16 protein-coding genes are annotated in these 13353 nt (G+C 66.8%); 5 read left to right on the forward strand and 11 right to left on the reverse strand.

The genetic code is table 11. From position 1 onward, the window contains the following. Positions 1-96: 96 nt before the first annotated feature. Together FHU31_RS03565 and FHU31_RS03570 are read right to left on the reverse strand one after the other, a co-directional pair. The gene (locus FHU31_RS03565) at positions 97-711 is read right to left on the reverse strand and encodes a methylated-DNA--[protein]-cysteine S-methyltransferase (RefSeq protein ID WP_167155965.1); all 615 of its coding nucleotides are present in this window, start codon (positions 709-711) and stop codon (positions 97-99) included. Beyond that, positions 708-1214, reverse strand: coding sequence for an RNA polymerase sigma factor (locus FHU31_RS03570; RefSeq protein ID WP_167155967.1), 507 nt, complete (start codon positions 1212-1214; stop codon positions 708-710). Before FHU31_RS03570 ends, FHU31_RS03565 begins: the two co-directional genes overlap by 4 nt. Before the next feature lie 340 nt (positions 1215-1554). Here FHU31_RS03570 and FHU31_RS03575 point away from each other — a divergent pair, with 340 nt between their 5' ends. Then, the gene (locus FHU31_RS03575; RefSeq protein ID WP_167155969.1) at positions 1555-2964 is read left to right on the forward strand and encodes an aldehyde dehydrogenase family protein; all 1410 of its coding nucleotides are present in this window, start codon (positions 1555-1557) and stop codon (positions 2962-2964) included. A gap of 7 nt (positions 2965-2971) precedes the next feature. Here the strand turns inward: FHU31_RS03575 and FHU31_RS03580 are convergent, their stop codons facing one another. From FHU31_RS03580 to FHU31_RS32140, 5 genes are all read right to left on the reverse strand, one after another. Then, positions 2972-3364: a hypothetical protein gene (locus FHU31_RS03580; RefSeq protein WP_167155971.1), complete on the reverse strand. Its 393-nt coding sequence runs from the start codon at positions 3362-3364 to the stop codon at positions 2972-2974. 126 nt (positions 3365-3490) lie between these two features. Continuing rightward, complete coding sequence (locus FHU31_RS03585; protein WP_167155973.1) at positions 3491-4858, reverse strand: NAD(P)/FAD-dependent oxidoreductase; 1368 nt, start codon at positions 4856-4858, stop codon at positions 3491-3493. Between the two features lie 42 nt (positions 4859-4900). Then, positions 4901-5350, reverse strand: a complete 450-nt coding sequence (locus FHU31_RS03590; protein WP_167155975.1) for a hypothetical protein — start codon at positions 5348-5350, stop codon at positions 4901-4903. 17 nt (positions 5351-5367) lie between these two features. Then, the gene (locus tag FHU31_RS03595) at positions 5368-6075 is read right to left on the reverse strand and encodes an HAD family hydrolase (protein WP_167155977.1); all 708 of its coding nucleotides are present in this window, start codon (positions 6073-6075) and stop codon (positions 5368-5370) included. Positions 6076-6107: 32 nt separating this feature from the next. Then, on the reverse strand, positions 6108-6170 hold the full coding sequence (locus FHU31_RS32140; RefSeq protein WP_409371183.1) for a hypothetical protein: 63 nt from the start codon (positions 6168-6170) through the stop codon (positions 6108-6110). A 498-nt stretch (positions 6171-6668) separates the two neighbouring features. Here FHU31_RS32140 and FHU31_RS03605 point away from each other — a divergent pair, with 498 nt between their 5' ends. Genes FHU31_RS03605 through FHU31_RS03615 form a run of 3 tightly spaced genes read left to right on the forward strand, consistent with a single transcriptional unit; the run spans position 6669 to position 9900 of the window. Further along, positions 6669-7883, forward strand: coding sequence for a PP2C family protein-serine/threonine phosphatase (locus FHU31_RS03605; RefSeq protein WP_167155981.1), 1215 nt, complete (start codon positions 6669-6671; stop codon positions 7881-7883). Continuing rightward, positions 7880-9460, forward strand: coding sequence for a sensor histidine kinase (locus FHU31_RS03610; RefSeq protein ID WP_167155983.1), 1581 nt, complete (start codon positions 7880-7882; stop codon positions 9458-9460). Before FHU31_RS03605 ends, FHU31_RS03610 begins: the two co-directional genes overlap by 4 nt. Beyond that, positions 9457-9900: a response regulator gene (locus FHU31_RS03615; RefSeq protein ID WP_167155985.1), complete on the forward strand. Its 444-nt coding sequence runs from the start codon at positions 9457-9459 to the stop codon at positions 9898-9900. Before FHU31_RS03610 ends, FHU31_RS03615 begins: the two co-directional genes overlap by 4 nt. On the opposite strand, the gene FHU31_RS03620 is transcribed toward FHU31_RS03615, so the two are convergent. The 3 genes from FHU31_RS03620 to FHU31_RS03630 form a co-directional block, all read right to left on the reverse strand. Further along, entirely contained in the window at positions 9836-10291 is a 456-nt protein-coding gene (locus FHU31_RS03620) for an ATP-binding protein (RefSeq protein WP_308206717.1), read from the reverse strand. The two genes, FHU31_RS03615 and FHU31_RS03620, sit on opposite strands and share 65 nt — an antisense overlap. Positions 10292-10377: 86 nt before the next feature. After that, positions 10378-10746, reverse strand: a complete 369-nt coding sequence (locus tag FHU31_RS03625) for an STAS domain-containing protein (protein ID WP_167155989.1) — start codon at positions 10744-10746, stop codon at positions 10378-10380. A 93-nt stretch (positions 10747-10839) separates the two neighbouring features. Next, positions 10840-11544, reverse strand: a complete 705-nt coding sequence (locus FHU31_RS03630; RefSeq protein WP_167155991.1) for a HemK2/MTQ2 family protein methyltransferase — start codon at positions 11542-11544, stop codon at positions 10840-10842. A 425-nt stretch (positions 11545-11969) separates the two neighbouring features. Between FHU31_RS03630 and FHU31_RS03635 the strand changes: the two genes are divergently transcribed. Next, positions 11970-12659 carry a PAS and ANTAR domain-containing protein gene (locus FHU31_RS03635; RefSeq protein WP_167155993.1) on the forward strand — a complete coding sequence of 230 codons (690 nt, stop codon included), beginning with the start codon at positions 11970-11972 and terminating at the stop codon, positions 12657-12659. Here FHU31_RS03635 and FHU31_RS03640 read toward each other — a convergent pair. Continuing rightward, a complete protein-coding gene (locus tag FHU31_RS03640; RefSeq protein WP_167155995.1) occupies positions 12656-13081 on the reverse strand; it encodes an STAS domain-containing protein in 426 nt (141 codons plus the stop codon). The genes FHU31_RS03635 and FHU31_RS03640 overlap by 4 nt on opposite strands. Positions 13082-13353: the final 272 nt, after the last annotated feature.

Genomic DNA, 13353 nt, shown 5'->3' on the forward strand with positions numbered 1-13353 from the left:
TGACGCTAGGGCGGTCGCTTGTATCAGTACAGCTAAATATTCTTACCTGGAATTAGGAGAACTTAATCAACTCGCGGTGGGCCGCGCGCCGGGTCCTCATGCGGCTTCGAGGTCGAGGAGCACTCGCTTGGCTTCGATACCCCCGAGATAGCCGCCCATGGTGCCGTCGCTGCGGACCACGCGGTGACACGGCAGGACGACCGGCAGGGGATTGGTGGCGCACGCGGTGCCGACGGCGCGGACCGCCTTGGGGTTGCCGGCGAGCGCAGCGACGGTTGCGTAACTGGCGGTGTGCCCGTACTCGATCTCGGGCAGCCGGCGCAGCACGGTGCAGCGGAATCCTGCGGACAGCCGCCAGTCCAGCGGCAGGTCGAAGGTGCGACGTGTGCCGGTGAAGTACTCGTCGAGTTCGCGTGCGGTGGGGTCCAGCCGGTCGTGGTCGGGCAGGATCCGCGGACTGACCTTGTCGGCCAGTTGCTGCAGGACGGTGTCGTGGCCCTCGCTGGCGTACGCGACCCGGAGCAGTCCCCGGTCGGTGGCCGCGACCAGCAGCGGCCCGACGGGGCTGTCGACGATGCGATAGGCGATGTCGAGCACGCCATCGCGTTGCGCGTCGGCGCTTAGCCGTGTCTGAAGCGCGGCCAGGTGGTCGAGGCTGGGGTTCACGCTTCGGGTCAGGCTGCGGATGAGTTCCCGGTCGACGGCGCTCATGTGTGCTGTCCTTTCGTGCCAGGTGTGGCGGGTGTGCTCGCGAAGGTGCGCCGCAGTGCGGCGATACCGTCGGATGCCGAACGGCGTGCGGCCTCGGGGCTGCTGCCGATGATGGCTCCCACTTCGGTGTACGGCAGACCGGCCAGGTAGTGGTACGCCACGGCTTGCTTCTGCTTCGGCGACAGTCGGTTCAGCGCGTCCGCGAGATCGCAGCGACCGTCGACGTCGGGCGGCGGGATGGGTCGGTCCGGGAGGTCGTCGGTGGGAACGGCGTGCCGTGACCGGTGCCGGATGATGTCGACGGCCTTGCGGTGGGCGATGGTCACCAGCCAGGCCTCGACGTTCGCTTCGGTCGGTAGGTCGGGGTAAGCCTTCAACGCGGACAGAAAGGTCTCCGACCAGGCATCGTCGGCGTCGACGGGACCGACGATGACCCGACAGACCCGTAGCACGGTGGCGCCGTGATCGGAGACCACCGAGATGAAGGGCTGCTTGGTCGTCACACTGAGTAGACGCTTCGGCCGTTCATTTTGTGAGTATCGATCGTGAAACGCGGTAGGGGCAAAGTCAGCGGGCCCGAAACGCGCCGCGCCCCCGGTGCGTCGGCATCGACCGGTCCGGATCGGCGATGTCGCGAAACGCGTTCTTCGGCAACAATATTCGGCGAATCGCCGAGATCGTGGCCACGTGCTGCTCGGAACCCGCCGCCGAGATCGGCCTCGCCGGCGAAGGGCATTCACGGGGCGCCTCTGGACGGGCGATGCTTACGCGCATAAGCTCTCGGTGATCTTGCCCCATCGGGCCCGCTCATCGCGGAGCGGCTCGGCGAAAGGATGAAGGACAGTGAGTGACACCATTGCGGTTTTCAATCCGTCAACCGAGGAACAGATCGCGGAAGTCCCTCATGCTGACCAGGCGACGGTCGACGCTGCGGTGGCCCGGGCCCGCGAAACCTTCGAGTCCGGGGTGTGGCGCAGGCTGCCCGCCGCGCACCGGGCCGAGGTGCTCTTCCGCGCCGCCGAGATCATCAAGCGGCGCACCGAGGAACTCGCCGAGATCGAGGCGCGCGATAACGGCATGAACGCGATAGCCGCACAGCAGATCATCAAGGTGGCCAACGAGATGTTGATCTACTACGCCGGCTGGGTGGGCAAGATCCACGGTGAGTCGGCCAACCTGGTCTCCGACGGGCTGCTCGGGCATTTCGAGGAGTACCACACCTTCACGCAGCTGGAGCCGGTCGGCGTCGTCGGTCTGATCATCCCGTGGAACGGCCCGTTCTTCATTGCCATGCTCAAGGTCGCGCCGGCGCTGGCGGCTGGATGCAGCGCGGTGCTCAAGCCCGCCGAGGAGACACCGCTGTCGGCGCTGAAGCTGGAAGAGATCTTCCGCGAGGCGGGACTACCCGATGGCGTTCTCAATGTCATCACCGGGCACGGCGAGACCACCGGCGCAGCACTCACCGCCCACCCCGACGTCGACAAGATCGCATTCACCGGGTCGACCGAAGTGGGGCGGCTCATCGTCAAGGCTTCCGCGGGCAACCTCAAGCGCCTGACGCTGGAGCTCGGCGGCAAGTCGCCCCTGATCATGTTCGACGACGCCAACCTGGACAAGGCGATCATGGGCGCCGGCATGGGCCTGCTCGCCGGGTCGGGACAGAACTGCTCCTGCACGTCACGCATCTACGTCCAGCGCAAGATCTACCATCAGGTCGTCGAAGGTCTGGCCGCGTTCGCGCAGATGCTACCGATGGGCGGGTACGAGGACCCCACGTCTGTTCTCGGGCCGCTGATCAGCGAGAAGCAGCGCACACGAGTACATGACATCGTCACCGAAGGGGTAGCCCGCGGCGCCGAGGTGATCACCGGGGGCAAGCCGCTTGACCGCCGCGGCTACTTCTACGAGGCGACGATCATCGCCAACACCACACCCGATATGCGACTCATCAAAGAGGAGATCTTCGGCCCGGTCGGGTCGGTGATCCCGTTCGACGACGAGGAGGAGGCGATCGCCGCCGCCAACGACACCCACTACGGGCTGGCCGGAGCCATCTGGACCGAGAACCTCAGTCGAGCCCACCGCGTGGCGAATGCGCTTCGTGGCGGCCAGATCTGGGTGAACTCCGCACTTGCCGCGGACCCGTCCATGCCGATCTGCGGTCACAAGCAGTCCGGCTGGGGCGGGGAGCGCGGCAAGAAGGGGCTGGAGGCCTACTTCAACACCAAATCGGTGTACATCGGTCTGACCTGACCAACGGCTACGGGCCGGTGCTGACGCAGACCGGGCCCGCGCATGCACCGGCGCCGCCGGGGCCCGCGCTGGCTCCGGCACCCGGTACACCCGCGGTGGCGCCGCCCGGCCCGGCACCGGCGCCTGCGCCCGGTACACCTGCGGTGGCCCCGCCCGGGCCTGCGCCTGCACCGGGTGCCATGGGTGCGCCCGACTCGGTCATCGCGGGACTGGGGGTGGTCGTCTCCAGGGTGGTCGTCACCGTGGTCACCGGAGTGGATTCCGTCGTCGACGTGGAGGTCGAGGTGGAATTGCCGCTGCCGGAGTCCGAACCGCACGCTGCGGTCAGGCCGCCGACCAGCACGGCGCCCGCGACAGCGGCGGCAACAGGAAAACCACGAACGATCTGAACGACGGTCATATAGGGCTCGATTCTCTTCAGTACGGCTGCCGGCGGCATATCAGCCGGCCGGCAGAAACGGCGAGAATCGAGTACCCGGTTCGCCTTCACATTAAGCAGGACGCGCCAGTCGACCCGGAAGAGCGGTCACGGCTGTTGGTCGACGGGCGCCTGGGCCACCGGAAGCATGTTGGGGTGGAAGGTTTTCAGCCACGTGTACGGGTGTTCGGGAGAGGTGGTGCCGCCCAGGATGAACGTCCGGTCGGTGCGGCGTGCCCGGGCGATGGTGGCGAGCCAGGTGGCCACCGTGCTGATCCGGTTCTCGACCCCGGTGAGGAAGGCGATGTGGATGAAACCCCATCCCAGCCAGCCGAGGAACCCGGCCAGGCGTACCGGTCCGGCTTGGAGCAGTGCATGTCCCCGGCTGATATAGGCCGCCGACCCCAGATCGCGATAGCGGAAGGGGCGGCGCGGTTTTCCCGCGAGTTCGCGGCGGATCGATGCGGCCGCGTGCAGTCCGCCCTGCATCGCATTCTCGGCGACACCGGGCAGCTGATCGCGACCCACGAGATCGCCGATGACGAAGATCTCTGGATGGCCGGGCACCGACAGATCGGGTTCGACCGCGATGCGGCCGGCCCGGTCGGCAGGGGCGCCGGTGACCTCGGCGAGCCGGCGGGCGAAGGGCACCGCCTCGACACCCGCCGTCCACAGCACGGTCCGGGCCGGATGGTCCTCTGCCGGTCCGCCGTTCTTGGGCGTCACCGTGACACCGTCCTGCCGGACGTCGGTGACGTGCACACCCATGTGCAGTTCGACGCCCAGCTGCTCCAATGCCAGGGTGGCCTTGTCGGTGAGGCTCGGGGCGAAGCTGCTCAGCACACAACTCCCGCCGTCGAACAACAGCACCCGGGCGTCCTCGGGTTCGATGCTGTGGAACTCGTGCGCGAGCGCGCGGGTGGCCATCTCACGGATCTGGCCGGCCAGTTCCACCCCGGTGGGGCCTCCGCCGGCGATCGCGAAGGTCAGCCAGCTGTCGCGCTCGGGTCCGGGTGGCAGCGTCTCGGCCATCTCGAAGGCGCCGAACAGCCGGCGTCGGATGCCCAGGGCGTCGTCGAGCGTCTTCATGCCCGGCGCCCATCGGGCGAACTCGTCGTTGCCGAAATAGGCCTGGCGCATGCCCACCGCGACGACGAGCACGTCATAGTCCAAGGTGAAGGTGGTCTCGTCGGGCCTGCGGGCAGTGAGTACCCGGGCGTCGGTGTCGAGGTCGATCGCCTCGCCCAGCAGTGTCGTCACGTTGGTGTGCCGGGCCAGTTCTTCGCGCAGTGAGCGGCTGATCTGACCGATGCTGAGTGTCCCGGTGGCGCATTGGTAGAGCAGCGGTTGGAACACGTGGCAGGCGGCCCGGTCCAGCAGGACGACATCGACGTCGACCTTCCCGAGCCGCCGCGCACAGAACAAGCCGCCGAACCCACCGCCGACGATCAACACCTTGGTCCTCGAAGACACCATGCACTCCGTTACTTCGACCGCGTGGCTATTTCGACCGCGTGGTTATTTCGACTGCGTGCCGACTGCCACGCAGACCAAGCCCGCGACGGCGAACCACAACGCCGAGCTTGCCGTCCACATCGACGGGGTAAGCGCCATCTGTGCCGCCAGATCCGCACGCAACGAACTGAATTGGGTCTTCCAGTAGGCCGCGACCAATATGCCGGCGCCCAGGATGAGCGCTACCCGGACCACCGACACACTGCGTCGGCCGACACGCGTCGCGATGACGACCAGGATCGCGGCTGCGACCGCCGTCGCGATCGACGTCACACCGAGCAGAATGGTGCGGTCGAGAACCCGGCGGCATACATACAGTCCGGCGCAATCCGGTCGCCCGGCCAACACGGTGTACGCGCCGAGGGCTGCGGAGATGAGCAGGCATCCGACCCCGATGGCCCACGTTCCGCGCCGGAGCGCAGGAAACGATCCGCTGGTGCCCGTCTCTGTCACGAGTGCAGACTAGCGGTTCAGGGTGACGCCGGCGCCGAATCAGGAGCAGTCAGGGCCGCGATCGGGCTCTCGTCGAGATGGTCGAGCAGATCCCGCGGATCGTCGTAGATGACCGCCGCGCCGGCACAATCCAATTCGCACGTTCCCACCCCGCCGCTGCGCAGCCCGATGGTGACGACACCGGCTCGCCGTGCCGCCAGGGCATCCCACGTCGAATCACCGACGAACACCGCACCGGACGCGCTGACACCGGCACGCTCCAGAGCCAGGTGCACAATGCCGGGATCCGGTTTGGCGATGTCGACGTCCCGCGACGAGGTGACCATCGAGATCACGTCGTCGCAGTCGAGCACCCGGCGCAGCAGCATCAGTTCGTCTTCCGGAGCCGAGGTCGCCAGCACCACCTGGATGCCCAGGTCGGACACCCGGTGCAGCAGATCGCGTGCTCCGGGCAGCACGGTCAACATGGAAGCCATCTCACGGTAGAACTGACTGTGATGGTCTTTGAGTCGTTCGCGCACGGCGTCATCGGTGCCACGGGCCAGGGTGCGCAGCAAGGCATCGCCATCCATGCCGATACTGCGGTGCACCCGCCACGCCGACACCGGTTGATCCTCGACCTCGAAGGCGCGAATCCACGCGTGCACGTGGACGTAATTGGAGTCCACCAGCGTGCCGTCGACGTCGAACAACACCGCGGGAACGTCCGAAGAAGCCGGCCGCATCAGCACTCCTCACTTCGGTCTCGGCTCTCCTGTCAGGAGCAGTCGAAACACACCCGGGCATCCTCGTCGGCCATATTGTGCCGGTGATGGACCAGAACACAACGGGTGCAGACGAATTCGTCGAACTGCTGGGGCGGGACCGCCAGCCCAGCGCCCGCACCGAGATCAATCCGGTGTGAGGTGTCGTCATCAATGGTCACGGGCGCGGCCCCTTCCGAATGCGATATCAATGACCTCAACAGGTGCACAGATGATGCCCCGACAGGGCGGCTGGTAAACCGGCTGTCGCCTGCGCAACTCGACGACGGGGATCACCCGGGCGGTCTTCTGCTGGTATTCCAGTTGTCGGCCACGAGAATTCGGTCCGCGCGCACGCCTCGTAGCGCGGCTGCCTGCAGAATCTCTCGCATCATCTCTCGCATCGATATCGCCGGCACCCGACGTCGGCGAATCGCGAAACTCCCGGGTCAAGATGACGGCGAGTTGCGACTTCGGCGTAGGGACTGGGTATTGTCGGTTGTTGTCACTGAAGCAGAAGGTCAGCGCGACCTGGGTGACCTTCATATGTGCTGACGTGAAGGACGTGATTCCCCATGCGCGCGCCACTGGACCCACGGCTCATGCCGGTACCGTCAACCGGTGCCCTTCCCGGCTCACAGCGTTTGTCGTTGTTGCTGGTCGAGGACGACCGCGCCGACGCGCTGCTGGTGGAAGAGCTGATCACCGATGCCGCGATCGATATCGACTTCGTCTGGTCGCAGTCCATCGCCGACGCGGCGAGCAAACTCTCGGCAGCCCGGCCGGACTGCGTCCTCCTGGACCTCAACCTCCCGGACGCCCAGGGGATCGACGCGCTGCGACGCGTCGGCGACCTCGATTCGACGATCCCGATCATCGTGCTGACCGGACTCAACGACGAGCACTTCGGGGTGTCGGCGGTGGCCTCGGGCGCGCAAGATTACCTGGTCAAGGGACGTGTCGATCCGGAGATGCTGCGCCGGGCCGTGCTGTACGCCATCGAGCGCAAACGGGCCGAACTCACCGCCGTCGATCTGCATGCCAGCCGGCTGCGTGCTCAGGAGAACGCCCGGCTGGAACGCGGGCTGCTCCCGTCCCCCCTCCTGCACGACAACCCGGGCGTCAACATCGTCACGCAGTCGCTGCCGAGCAGGCGGGAGGCCCTGCTCGGCGGTGACTTCTACGATGTCGTGCAGACCCCCGACAGGACGGTGCACGTCATGATCGGTGACGTGGCCGGACACGGCCCCGACGAGGCCGCCCTCGGCGTGGCGCTGCGCATCGGCTGGCGGGCGCTGACGTTCGCCGGACTGCGCGGCAACGACCGTATGCGCCAGCTGGACCGGATCCTCACGACTGAACGCCCCGGCCGGGGCACCTTCGCCACGTTGCTCAGTGTGGCGCTGGAACCCGACACCGGCCGCTTCTCGGCGGTGCGGGCCGGCCATCCCGGCCTGCTGGTCCACGGCGGAGGCACCGTGGACTGGCTTGAGCCGGCCGCCGGCCCCGCCCTGGGCCTGGGGGCCACCGAGTGGCCGGTGAACCTGCTGCAGCTGGACGACGGGCACGGTCTGTTGTTGCTCACCGACGGGCTCTTCGAAGGGCACGCGGGACGGGGAGACGAACGTCTGGGTGAAGGCGGACTGCTCGATCTTGCCCGCTCCGTCGCCACGCTGCCCGGACCGGACTTCGTCCACGCCCTCATCAGTCAGGCTGATGCGCGCGCGCGGCCGCACGGCGGCCTCACCGACGATATCGCGGTGATCCGGGTAGAGCGGTCGGCGCGGTGAGGCTTACCGTCCAGGGCTGGCAGAACCTGGTGCTGTCGGTGATGGGCGTGGTGGTCCTGTCCGGCGCCGTCGGCGGGGCGTTGCTGATGAGCCGGACCGACCAGGTCTCCGGCGAGCTCATCGATCACATCCAGCCCGCCCGAGTCGCCGCGTACGAACTGCAGGCGGCGCTGCGCGACCAGGAAACGGCCGTGCGGGGCTACGCGATCGCCGCCGACGCGCAATTCCTGGCGCCTTACCAAGAGGGGCAACGCAATGAGGCGGCATCGGCCCAAGTCATTCGAGACCTGCTGGCCGGCCATGACGAGTTCATCGGGGATCTGGACGCGATCGAACGCGCGGCTCTCGAGTGGCGGGCCGGCTACGCGGAGCCGCTCATCGCGAGTGTCACTCCGGGGCGACCCGTCGTCGTCGACAGCGGCACCGCGGAGCGGGGCAAGGGCGAATTCGACGGCTTACGCACGCTTTTCGATGTCCAGAACGCTCACCTCGGACAGGCGCGCAACGCGGCGATCGACGAACTGAACTGGGTTCGGCACTGGCGCGACGGCGTCCTGGTCGCGATGGTGTTGGCCTTCTTCGTGATGGCGGTGCTGCTGGCGGTGGTGGTGCGCAACGCCGTGACCCGGCCACTGGGCCGGCTGGCGGCGTCCTGCCGCAGGATCACCGATGGGAACTTCGGTGAGCGCATCATCCCGCAGGGGCCCAGTGATATTCGGGCGATTGCCGCCGGCGTGGAAGATATGCGGCAGCGGATCGTGGAGGAACTGGCGGTGTCGCAAGCGGCACGTGACTCCCTCGACGAGCAGGCCGAGGAACTGCGACGCTCCAATGCCGAGCTCGAGCAGTTCGCCTATGTGGCCTCCCATGATCTGCAGGAGCCGTTGCGCAAGGTCGCCTCCTTCTGTCAGCTGCTGGAAAAGCGCTACGGGGACAAGCTCGACGAACGAGGTACCGAGTACATCGCCTTCGCGGTGGACGGCGCCAAACGCATGCAGGTGCTGATCAACGACCTGCTCACGTTCTCGCGGGTGGGCAGACTCAACGCCACACATACCGAGGTCGATCTCGACGCGGCACTGGAATCGGCGCTGAAGAATCTCGCGGCGGCCGTCGACGAATCGGGCGCGCAGGTGATCCGCCCGCCGGAACCCCTACCGCTGGTGGATGGTGACCCCACGCTGCTGGCGATGCTCTGGCAGAACTTGATCGGCAATGCCATCAAGTTCCGCCGCGAGGGTGTCGCTCCCGGTGTCGACGTCGAGTGCCGGGAAGGCAGCGGCGAGACCGCGGGCTACTGGGTGTTCACGGTGTCGGACAACGGCATCGGGATCGGGGCCGAGTTCGTGGACAAGGTCTTCGTCATCTTCCAGCGGTTGCACGGACGGGACGCCTACTCCGGCACCGGTATCGGGCTCGCTCTGTGCAAGAAGATCGTCGAACACCATGGTGGGCTCATCTGGATCGACACCTCGTACACGGGCGGAACCCGCTTCGTCTTCACCCTGCCCATCACCCCCGCCACCGAGCCGAACCCCATCCCAGAAGTCGTCGTGTTGGAAGGACATCGCGAATGAGCGCGCCCGAGAGCAGAGCAATCGACATTCTGCTGGTCGAAGACGACCCGGGAGACGAGCTGATCACCCGGGAAGCCTTTGAGCACAACAAGATCAAGAACACCTTGCACGTCGCGCGCGACGGTGAGGAGGGCCTGGACTTCCTCTACCGGCGCGGTGTGTACGGCGACGCCCCGCGGCCGGATCTGATCCTGCTCGACCTCAACCTGCCCAAGTACGACGGACGCCAACTGCTGGAGAAGGTGAAGTCGGACGCCGATCTCTGCCATATCCCGGTTGTCGTGCTCACCACGTCGTCGGCGGAGGAGGACATCCTGCGCAGCTATAAGCTGCACGCCAATGCCTATGTCACCAAACCTGTTGATCTCGATCAGTTCATGAATGCGGTTCGGCAGATCGACGAGTTCTTCGTTCAGGTGGTCCGGCTGCCGCAGCGGTGACATCGGACCGGCCGCCGATCAACGCGCCGATGTGGTCCCACTGCAAGCGCACCCGGGTCCCGGCTGGATCCGGATCGATATCGGCCCGGTCGGCCAGCGCGTGCATCAACGGGATGCCGCGTCCGCGAGCAGGATTGGCGATGCTGGGATCCTTGGTCCGCCACGAACCCTCATCGGAGATCGCCACGGTCAGTGTCTCCAGTCGTCGATCGTGGTCCGCCTCGAGGTGCATCACTCCGGGTGTGGCGTCGAGGTAGGCGAACTCCGCGGCGTTGGCCAAGGCCTCGTTGACGGCGAGCACGATATCGCTCGCTTTCGTGGCGTCCACACTGAACTCTTGGTGCAACCAGTCCGAGAACTCCTGGCGTACAACGGCCGCGCGCTCGGGCACCGCCGTTACGCCGATTCGCGTAAAGCGGGCACCTGACTGCGCTGGGTCTGTCATATCGACTGCTGGCTACCCGATCGTCGTCCGTTTTATGTCGTCAGCGCGCTGAGAGCTTCGTCAAGTGTGGCGAACACATCGACGACGTCGGCGATCCCGACCAGTTTGAGGGGTCTGCTCGTCGCGGGTCCGTCCGCAACCACGGCGAAGGCTACGGTCGGTGTCAGGTCGCCGTGCGCGGCCACCAGTAGGCCCATGCCGGCCGACGCCAGGAAATCCACCGCACCCAGGTCCACCACCACCGCCTGAGGCGCTGCCGCCGCCGCAGCGGCGATTGCCGCTTCCAGTTGCGGTGCGGTGAGCATGTCGAGGGTCCCGGTCACCGCGACCACACTCACGTCACCTATCCGCTTCTCCTCGACTGTGCAGCTGGCCGCTGACGGGTCTGGCTGGCTAGTCATCGCCACCTCCGAGGTGTTCGTGCGTACGCCGGTAGTCGACAAATTCTAGCGACGAGCGCAGCGGACACAGCCGAACGCCCAGCGCGCGGCTGATCACGGTTTGACCGCAGCGATCACGGCGAGCGTCTCGACGCGTTTACCCACCGGCAGCAGACCGGTCTCTTCGAGCCACCCGGCCCGGCTGCGCAGCACCGGTCCGAACGGCACACGCTTCTGGGCGACCACCGAACTGCGTAGCCCGTTGGCCGTGAGCGTGTTGACGGTGCGCGAGATATCGGCCAGTTCCGACTGCACGATGAGCAGGGTGCCGTGCCGGCGGAGCAACGCCGGTGCCGCGGCGCACAGCGGGTCCAGCACCTGCCTGCCGTCACGGCCGGCGTTGACCGCCAATGCCGGCCCGGGTGTGGCGACTGGACAGGTCTGCGGTGGCTCGGGTACATACGGCGGGTTGCACACGACGAGGTCGTAGGGACCGGTCGAGATCGCATGCGTCCACGCACCCTCGAAGACATCGATGTCGACACCTGCTTCGAGTGCATTGAGCCGGGCGCATTCGACGGCAGCGGGTGAACGGTCGAACGCGCTGACCGAGTACGCACCGGCGCTCGCCGCGGCGAGCGCAATCACTCCCGAGCCCGTGCACAGGTCGGCCACGGTCATGCCCTCTGCAGGAGCGACAGCCGCCATCGCTTCGATGAGCAGATAGGAGTCTTCCTGCGGCTGGTAGACGTCGAGACCGACATCGAGTGAGCGCGCGGTGGCGGCAGGTGTGGCGGGGCCATCGGCGATGACGGTCATCGAATCCTTCCCAGGGCGAGCATTCAGGTCCGCGCGAGCAGACGGCTGATAGTTCCCAGTTACCGGCCCGGCTAAACCCGATGGCTCAGCGTCAGGCGACGCGACACAGCGAATGGTTCTGCAGGCCAACGGAATGTGGCCCGCCGGCAGAGGCGAGGCGGGTTCGGGCGAGTTCCGTGGTCAGATCACGGCGGCGGTGCAGCCCGCCGTCGCGGCGGGTGGTACGCATGAAACGCAGTCGGCCGAGTCGATGTCGAACTGACCGCAGGTGGGGCAGATATACGGGATCACGGGCGTCTCCTCCGTCCGGCGGGCCGGCACTGTCATGGCGCGGTCGCCGACCCTGTACCCCACACGTGACCCGGTCCAAACGTGGTCGCCCCGCTTTTTCCGGTACGTGCGGTGGCATCGGCTAAATTCCTCTCGTGGTGGAGGGACAAGACGGCGGATCCGACGCCTCGCCGGTCGAGCAGGCGCTGGCCGGTGGCATTCCGCAGCGGGTGGGCTGGTATCGCTTCCACTTCGCCGATGAGCGGTGGGAATGGTCCGCTGAGGTGGAGGGCATCCATGGCTATGAGCCGGGAACGGTCAGCCCGACCACCGAGTTGATACTGCAGCACAAGCACCCCGACGACTACGACGACGTGGCCACCACGCTGCACGACATCCGGCGCACGCACAAGCCGTTCAGCGCCCGGCACCGGATCATCACCGTGCAGGACACCATCCGTGAGGTGGTGGTCATCGGTGAACAGCTGCGGGACGACACCGGGGACGTGGTCGGCACACACGGCTACTACATCGATGTCACCCCCACCCGCGACGCCCTGATCAGCGACGCGGTGGCCGAGATCGCCGACAACCGGGCCGTGATCGAGCAGGTGAAGGGCATTCTGCGGGTGGTCTACCGGATCGAGCCCGAGGTGGCGTTCGATGTGCTCAGGTGGCGCTCGCAGGAGACGAATGTGAAGCTGCGCGCGCTCGCCGAGCAACTCATGGCCGACTTCGTGACCATCGGCGGCGGTGAACGGCTGCCACCGAGAGAGGTGTTCGACCACCTCTTGATGACGGCACATCAGCGCATCCGGGCGCCTGGCGCCGGAGTCGGACCTTAGTCCCCGGCACTGACCAGCCGTGGAAAGCGCGCTGCGCCGCGCTGCACGCAGTCCAGCGCGGCGGCCACGTTTCCGTGGACCGGCAGGACCGGGTCCGGGTCGCAGATCCGCAGTAGCCGGGTGACCTCCCGGCTCGGGATCAGGGCCCAGCTCACACCCTGTGCATCAGCGCGCGCGCCGATGGTGTGCACGGCGGAGAACCCGGCGGTGCCGAAGAACTGAACAGCGCTCAGATCCAGGATCAGGTGAGCGCAGCGGGGCAGCAGTGCCGATGCGTAGCGGATGAACTCGGGACAGGTGGCCGCGTCGAGCTCGCCGTGCACGGTCACCGCCGGGGTTGACGTCTGCAGCCAGCAGGTGGAGAAGGTGGCGAGACTGCCCCCTGGGACGGGAAGCTGCCGGGCGGTGGATGCGGTTCTCATGGTGACTCCATCAGTCGGAATAGCGTGTTCGACCTGCGGAGCAATCGGTGGCGCTGGCGGACCAGAAACCGTGGGGCAGGGGATGTTGGCAGCCTCCGCACCGTCATCTTCGACGTTCCGCAGCCGGCTGTGAACTCAACCTGCACCCACCCTACGCCGGGGGCACGTGCGCACACAATCGCCTGTGACGGATTCTCCTCGTGCCCGGCCGGTTTGTCTTCCGCAGGCTGCGGGTAGTTCAGGGATGGCGATGCACGGGTGACCAATGGTGT

It is taken from the genome of Mycolicibacterium fluoranthenivorans, from assembly GCF_011758805.1.
Lineage (GTDB): Bacteria > Actinomycetota > Actinomycetes > Mycobacteriales > Mycobacteriaceae > Mycobacterium > Mycobacterium fluoranthenivorans.